Here is a 7076-nt window from a genome sequence, read left to right on the forward strand (position 1 = left end):
GGTGGAATGGCTGGCAGCGAACGGGATCAAGCGAGTGGAAAACCCCATGTGGTCATCATCGGGGGTGGTATCGCGGGACTGGCGGCGGCGTTCTATCTGCGCAACGAGCCGGTCCGGGTGACGGTCCTGGAGGGATCGTCGCGGATCGGCGGGAAGCTGTCGGTCTCCGAGGTGGCGGGTGTCGCGGTCGATGAGGGCGCCGAGTCGCTGTACGCCAACCGCCGCAAGACCACCGGGCTGGTCAAGGAGGCCGGGCTCGGCGACCGGATCATGTCGGCGGGCGTCACCGCGTCGGCGATCTGGACCAGGGGCGGCATCCGGCAGCAGCCGGACCGTCAGTTCATGGGCGTGCCCTGCGACATGGACGACCTCGGCAGGTCCGGCGTGCTGTCCGCCGCAGGGCTCGACCGGGCGCGGCAGGACCTCGTCCTTCCCTCGTTCGACCGGGACGGCGACGTCTCGGTCGCGGACTTTGTCGGAGGGCGGCTCGGCCAGGAGGTCGTGGACCGCCTCGTCGACCCGTTCCTCGCCGGTGTGTTCTCCGGCCGTGCCGAGGACCTGTCGTTCGAGGCCACGCTGACCCCGCTGGCCAAGGCGTCCCACGCGCACGTCTCGCTGGCGGACGCGGCGGGCTCGCTGACGCCGCAGCTCGCCGAGGGGGAGAAGCCGCCGCCGGTGAGCGTCGCGACCCTTGCCGGCGGGTTCGGTTCGCTGCCCCCCGTGCTCGTGCGGGAGGTGCTGGCCGCCGCGCCGGACGCGTCCGTGCGCACCGGGGCCGCGGTCAGAAAGCTCGCGCGCAGCGCGGGCGGCTGGCGGGTGACCGTGGGCCCGGTCACCGACCCGGAGCACATCGACGCGGACGCCGTCGTCGTCGCCGTTCCGGCCGGCCCCGCGAGCGGCCTGCTCGCCGGGGTGTCCGGGACCGCCTCCGCCGTCTCGGCGCTCGCCGAGGTCCCGTACTCGAGCGTGGCGATGGTCACCCTCGCCTATCCCCGCGCGGCGTTCCCCGGCGGGCTCTCCGGCCGCGGATACGCCGCCTACCGGGTGCCCGCGGTGGAGGGCAAGGCGGTCAAGGAGGTCACGTTCACCACCGTGAAGTGGCCGCACCTGGCGGGCGAGGTGGAGATCGTCCGCTGCTCGCTCGGGCGATTCGGCGAGGAGCACCTGCTGCAGCGCGACGACGCCGATCTCGTCGCCCTGGCGGCGGCCGAGCTCGCCGAGGCCACCGGCGTGAGCGGCGTCCCGGTGGCGACCCGGGTGAGCCGCTGGGCCGACGCCCTGCCGCAGTACACCGTCGGCCATCTGGACCGGGTGCAGCGGATCCGTGAGGCGGTGGCGGCCCAGCCCGGACTCGCGGTGTGCGGCGCCCTGTACGACGGCGTGGGCGTCGGTGTCTGCATGGCCACCGCACGCAAGGCCGCCGACCAGGTCCTCACCTGGCTGACGACGGACGCCGCCGCCCGTTCGGTCGCGGTCGGAGTCTGAGGAAGTCCGCCCGGAACGGATCCGTTCCGGGCACAGAAGTGGCCGTGCCCGACCATCGGGCACGGCCACTTCTCGTTTCCCCTCGCGCGCTCAACGGTCCAGGAGAGCGGCGAACACCTCCGCCAGAGCCTGCTCCGGGTTCTCGCTGCCCGCTGTGCTGCGCCAGGCGACGTGCTGGTCGGGGCGCACCACGATCGCGCCGGCGTCGGTGATCTGGCGGACGGCCTCCCACCCGCCGTCCACGTCGGCGAACTCGGCGCCGGCGCCGATGCGGGCCGTGGCGATCGGGATCGAGAACTTCTCCGCCACCCGCGCGGCCGCCTCGCACCACGGCGTCCCCTCCGGACCGGTGATCAGCGTGAAGCCGGTCGTGCCGGGGAGGTCGAGCGTGGACAGGCGCTCGCCGTCCCGGGTGATCCAGGCGTGCGGCAGCCGGTGCCCGGGGCGGGAGGTGGGCTGGTGCACATTGCGCATGGGGACGCGGACCGGCGGCTCGCTGCCGTCGGGGACGATCGCGCCGGCCTCGTAGCCGAAGCCGACCTCCATGTCGAGCGCCTGGCATCCGCCACGGTGGGTGTGGAAGATCTCCAGGGCGCGGGTCCGCACGGTGTCACCGAGCGGGGACGGGTCGAAGTACGCCTGGAGGCGCTGCCCACGGCGCCCGGCGGGGATGTTGTGGCCGACGCCGATGGCATCCATGACCGCCTGGTGGTGGCCGGCGGCGGACGTCGCCCAGTCGACGTTCTCCCTGCCCACGGGCCGGCGCTCGGCCTCGTAGGTGTCGATCAGGCTGTCGGGGGCGAGGCCGCTGAGCACCGCGGCCAGCTTCCACGCGAGGTTGTGCGCGTCCTGGATGCCGGTGTTGAGGCCGAGTCCGACGGCGGGGGGCTGGCGGTGTGCGGCGTCACCGGCGATCAGCACCCGGCCGACCCGGTAGCGGTCGGCGAGGTGCGCGTGCACGATCCAGTCCGTCACCTTGTGCACCGTCACTTCCAGGTCCGGCAGGCGCAGGAGCTCACGGATCCTGGGGACGACCGTCTCCGCGTCCCAGCGGCCGGGCGGGCCGGGGGCGAAGTGCAGACCCCACTGCTCGCAGGCCTTCCCCCAGCTCGGTCCCATCTCGATGAGGTTGCTGGAGAGGTCGGGGTCCTCCGGGCTGAGGAAGTGCGTGATGAGCGTGCCCTCCTCCCACCACTGGGACAGATCGGCGGAGAAGTACGCGGTCGTGGTGTTGACCAGCCCGGGCGGTCCCTGCATCTCGATGCCGACCGCGGGTCCGACCATGCGGCCGCCGTCGGCGCCGATGAGGTACTGCGCCTTGACCGTGGTGATCTCACCGGTCTCGGTGTTGCGCACCTCGGCGCGGACGTGGTCGCCCTCGTCGGAGAACGTGGTCACCTCGTGGTGGAAGAGGATCCGCCCGGGACTGCGCTGTTCCGCGTGGCGGCGCAGGATCGGCTCCAGCCACATCTGCGGCAGCTTGGCGGGCAGCACGGGCCCGACCGCCGCGTAGCTCTCGCGCAGCTCACCGCCGCCGAAGGCATCCATCTCATGGATCAGGCGCCGGTCCATCGGCCCGTCGCCGGCGAGCGTGGTCTGCCAGCGCACCTTGCCGAACAGCTCCAGCGGCGCCGCCTGCGCGAACACGTCGTCGGCGATCCCGTGCCGGCGGAAGATCTCCATCGTGCGCTGGTTGAGATAGTGCGCCTTCGGAATCCTCGATGTGTCCGGGTGCCGTTCCACCAGCAGATGTTCGACGCCCTGGTCGGCCAGGAAAACGGAGGCGGACAAACCGCATCCGCCGCCGCCCACGATCAGGACCGGAACCTCGATGGCTCCCATATTCGCCCCTCCAGAATTGACAGATGCCTTGCCGATCGCAGCCTGTCAAAGCCCTCTTCAGCACCGGTCAAGAACGACTGGACCTCGCCCTTCGCCGGCCGTACGGCCGGCCGACGGGGCGGAGGGGCCAGGGGCCCTGTGGTCAGCCGAGCCAGGCTCCGTCGCGCATGAGGGCGCGTCCCGCCAGCTCGTTCGCCTCCCGCCAGGCCTGGGTCCGCCGCGGCCTGATCCGGAAGTACTGGTAGGGCGCGTCGTCCTCGAGACGCGGGTCGAACCCGGTCTTGGCGGCGAACGCGTCGGCCGTCTTCTCACCGAGCTCGGCGACGTCCACCGGCTCCGCGACGCCGTCGACGACGACGACGTCGCGCGTCGGGCCGATGCCAAGCCGCACCCGGTCATCCGCCAGCAGGTTGCGGCCGGTGACCGAGGTCCGCGGCGTCGAGATCAAAAACGCGGTCCCGTCCCAGAGGTAGGAGAGCGGGATGAGGTGGACGCCGCCCGAGGCGCCCGATGTGGCGACCCAGAGATCGACGTCGTTCTCCAGCCTGGCGCGGGTGTCCCGCAGCCGCTCTGCCAGCCCACGCGGTGGCACGTGTGTCATCTGATTCCTCCGTGGATACTCCGGCCTTCAGGGCGGAGAGGGAACGGACTCCTGCGGAGCGGGGCAGGGAAAGCCGATGCGCCGCCGGGGCGGATCGGCGTCCACCCTCCAACTGCCCGCAGAAAGTTACGAGTTGGCTTGCTAGTTTGTGGGATGCGACCACTCACGTGAAGCGGGCGTATCGGCTTCCTCCAGCCATGTCAGGTCAGGTCAGGGGTGGTCAGGGAGAGTCCCCGTCCGGGGAGATCTCCGTCGGTTGTCGGCCTGCCGCGGGCACCGTGGCCCCCACGGCCGCCAGGGCGCCGACGGCCTCGCGCACACTGATCATGTCGTGTGCCCGGTGCGTCACGAAGCGGACGTGACCGTTCGGCAGTGGCAGGACGCGCACTCCGTGGCCGGCCAGGCGCGCGGCGCACGATTCGGGGGTCAGCCCGGCGAGCCGCGCCATGACCATGTTGGTCGGGCGCGGCGGGCGCATCACCTCGACGCCGGGCACCGACGCGAGCCCGGCGGCGAGCGCGGCGGCCGTCTCGTGATCGGCGGCCAGGTCGGGCAGGCGCCCGAGCGCGACCAGCGCGGGCGCCGCGACGACTCCCGCCTGGTGCAGGGAGCCGCCCAGCCACCCCCGCAGCTCACGGGCGCGGGCGACGTACTCGTGAGACCCGCACAGCAGCCCGCCGACCGGCGCGCCGAGCCCCTTGGAGACCGAGAAGGCGACGCTGTCCGCGGGCTCCGCCAGCTCCGCGGGACGGACGTCGAGCGCCACGGCCGCGTTCGCGAGCCGGGCGCCGTCGAGGTGGAAGTGCGCGCCGTGGCGGTGGGCCAGGGCGGCCACGGCGCACATCGCGGAGGCGTCGAGGGCGTTGCCGGAGCGCATCATGCTCGTGTTCTCGAGGCAGACCACGGTCGGCTTGCCCGCTCCGGCGGAGAGCAGCGCGGCCAGGGCGTCGAGGTCGGGCAGGCCGTCGCCACGCTGGTCCACCAGCACCAGCTCGGCCCCGCCGAAGCGGCGCAGCCCGGGTGACTCGAGGAACGCCATGTGGGTGTCGGCGCCGACGATCAGCCGCGGCGCGGGCGACCCCGGCGGGCCGAACGCGGCGAGCGGGGCGAGCAGGTTCGCCATCGTGCTGGTGGGCGTGAGCAGCGCGGCCTGGGTGCCGAGCAGCTCGGCCGCCCTCTCCTCGAGGAGGGCGACCGTGGGGTCGTCGCCGTACACGTCGTCCCCGACCTCGGCCGCGGCCATCGCCGCGCGCATCCGCGCGTCCGGCACGGTGCGGGTGTCGCTGCGGAAGTCGAGCCGTGGGGATCCGGTCTGCGCCATCGCGGCCTACCGCCCCGGCCGGTGGGCCACCCAGACGGCGCGGGGCCTGGTGTAGCCCTCCACCGCGTGGATGCCCAGCTCACGCCCGTATCCGGACTGGCCAAGACCCGAGACGCTGACCGTCTCCTCGGTGTCACCCCAGGTGTTGACCCACACCATGCCGGCGCGCAGGGCCCGGCTGAAGCGCTCGACCCGGTCGGCGTCCGACGTCCAGACCGAGGCCGACAGGCCGTACGCGGTGTCGTGCGCGAGGGCCAGGGCCTCGGCGTCGGCGTCGAACGACGCGACGGACAGTACGGGGCCGAAGATCTCCTCGCGCCAGGCACGGCTGTCGGACGGCGCCCGGTCCACGATGACCGGGTTGACGAAGAACCCGCCGTCGAGATCGTGCCGGACCTCGGAACAGCCGGGCGGAAGGATCACCTCCGCGCCCCGCGCCGCCGCCTCCTCGACCGCCTCGGCCGCGCGGTCGGCGGCCGCCCGGCTGATCAGCGGGCCGAGATCGGTTCCGGGGGCCTCCGGCGGGCCGACCCGGAGGCCGCCGGCCAGCTCGGCCACGCGGGCGACGAAGTCGTCGTGCACGGCCCGGTCGACGACCAGGCGTGTCCCGGCCACGCACATCTGGCCGGTGTTGCCGGTGAAGCCCGCGACGACCGCCCGCGCGGCCGCGTCGAGGTCGGCGTCGCCAAAGACGATGACGGGGCTCTTGCCGCCCAGCTCCAGTGAGACGGGCTTGAGGCCGTCCGCGCAGCGTCGCGCGACCTCGCGCCCCGCCGTCGTCGAGCCGGTGAAGGAGACCATGCCGACGCCAGGATGGTCGCAGAGCAGCCGGCCGGTCTCGGCGCCGCCGTAAACGGCGGTGAGCACGCCCTCGGGAAGCAGTTCGGCGGCGCGGTCGACCAGCCGGCGGGTGGAGAGCGGTGTCTCGGGCGCCGGCTTGACGACAACGGTGTTGCCGTACGCGAGCGCCGCGGCGATCTTCCAGACGGCCAGCAGCAGCGGGTAGTTGTTCGGGGAGATCGCCGCGCACACACCCACCGGCACACGGTCGGTGCAGGTGCGCATGCCGGGGCCGGTCGGATGGGTCTCCCCCACCGGGTACCGGGCCGCCGCCGCGAACCAGTCGACCACCCTGGCGGCGAAGTCCACCTCGCCGACGGCGCGTGCCGTGGGCTTGCCCGCGCCCAGCCGTTCCAGCGCCGCGAGCTCGTCGCGGTCGTCGCGCAGCAGGTTCCCGAGCTCGCGCAGGAGGCCGCTGCGGTGGGCCGGGGAGGTGTCGGCCCAGATCCCGCGGAACGCCGCGTCCGCCCGGGCCACGGCGTCGGCGACGCCGGGCCCGCCGGTGTCCGGCAGGCGGGTGATGACGCGCCCGGTGGCGGGATCCAGGACCGGCCGTCCCGCCGAACCGCCGGTTACCGGCAAGCCGGTAACGGTGCCGCCGGTGGCGGGATCCAGGACCGGCCGTCCCGCCGAGCCGTCGGCTTCCGGCAAGCCGGTGATGGCGCGACCGGTGGCGGGGTCGAGGACCGGCCGTCCTGCCGTGGTCATCTGATTCCTCCGTGGATACTCCGGCCTTCAGGGCGGAGAGGAAGCGGACTCCTGCGGAGCAGGGCAGGGAAAGCCGATTCGCCGCCGGGGCGGATCGGTGTCCACCGCCCAACTGCCCGCAGAGAGTTACGAGTTGGTTTGCTAGTTTGTGGGATGTGGCCACTCACGTGAAGCGGGCGTTCAAGTACCGCTTCTATCCGACTGATGTGCAGGCGGCTGAGTTGTCGCGCACGTTCGGGTGTGTGCGGAAGGTCTACAACCTGGCGCTGGCCGCCCGTA

General features: G+C 73.1%; 6 protein-coding genes. 2 read left to right on the forward strand and 4 right to left on the reverse strand.

What is annotated here, in order from left to right; all coding sequences use genetic code 11:
• The first annotated feature begins 6 nt into the window (after nt 1–6).
• Entirely contained in the window at nt 7–1485 is a 1479-nt protein-coding gene (hemG, locus tag ACZ4RZ_RS47480; RefSeq protein WP_467753832.1) for a protoporphyrinogen oxidase, read from the forward strand.
• A gap of 90 nt (nt 1486–1575) precedes the next feature.
• Here the strand turns inward: hemG and ACZ4RZ_RS47485 are convergent, their stop codons facing one another.
• The 4 genes from ACZ4RZ_RS47485 to ACZ4RZ_RS47500 form a co-directional block, all read right to left on the reverse strand.
• Nucleotides 1576–3327 carry an FAD-dependent monooxygenase gene (locus ACZ4RZ_RS47485; protein ID WP_467753833.1) on the reverse strand — a complete coding sequence of 584 codons (1752 nt, stop codon included), beginning with the start codon at nt 3325–3327 and terminating at the stop codon, nt 1576–1578.
• Nucleotides 3328–3469: 142 nt separating this feature from the next.
• The gene (locus ACZ4RZ_RS47490; RefSeq protein ID WP_467753834.1) at nt 3470–3928 is read right to left on the reverse strand and encodes a pyridoxamine 5'-phosphate oxidase family protein; all 459 of its coding nucleotides are present in this window, start codon (nt 3926–3928) and stop codon (nt 3470–3472) included.
• Between the two features lie 220 nt (nt 3929–4148).
• Nucleotides 4149–5249 carry a threonine aldolase family protein gene (locus ACZ4RZ_RS47495; RefSeq protein WP_467753835.1) on the reverse strand — a complete coding sequence of 367 codons (1101 nt, stop codon included), beginning with the start codon at nt 5247–5249 and terminating at the stop codon, nt 4149–4151.
• A gap of 6 nt (nt 5250–5255) precedes the next feature.
• Nucleotides 5256–6797, reverse strand: coding sequence for an aldehyde dehydrogenase family protein (locus tag ACZ4RZ_RS47500; RefSeq protein WP_467753836.1), 1542 nt, complete (start codon nt 6795–6797; stop codon nt 5256–5258).
• A gap of 155 nt (nt 6798–6952) precedes the next feature.
• Between ACZ4RZ_RS47500 and ACZ4RZ_RS47505 the strand changes: the two genes are divergently transcribed.
• Nucleotides 6953–7076: helix-turn-helix domain-containing protein (locus ACZ4RZ_RS47505; protein WP_467753837.1), on the forward strand; the 124-nt coding region annotated here is incomplete at its 3' end.

Source organism: Streptomyces sp. NPDC027189 (genome assembly GCF_055566975.1).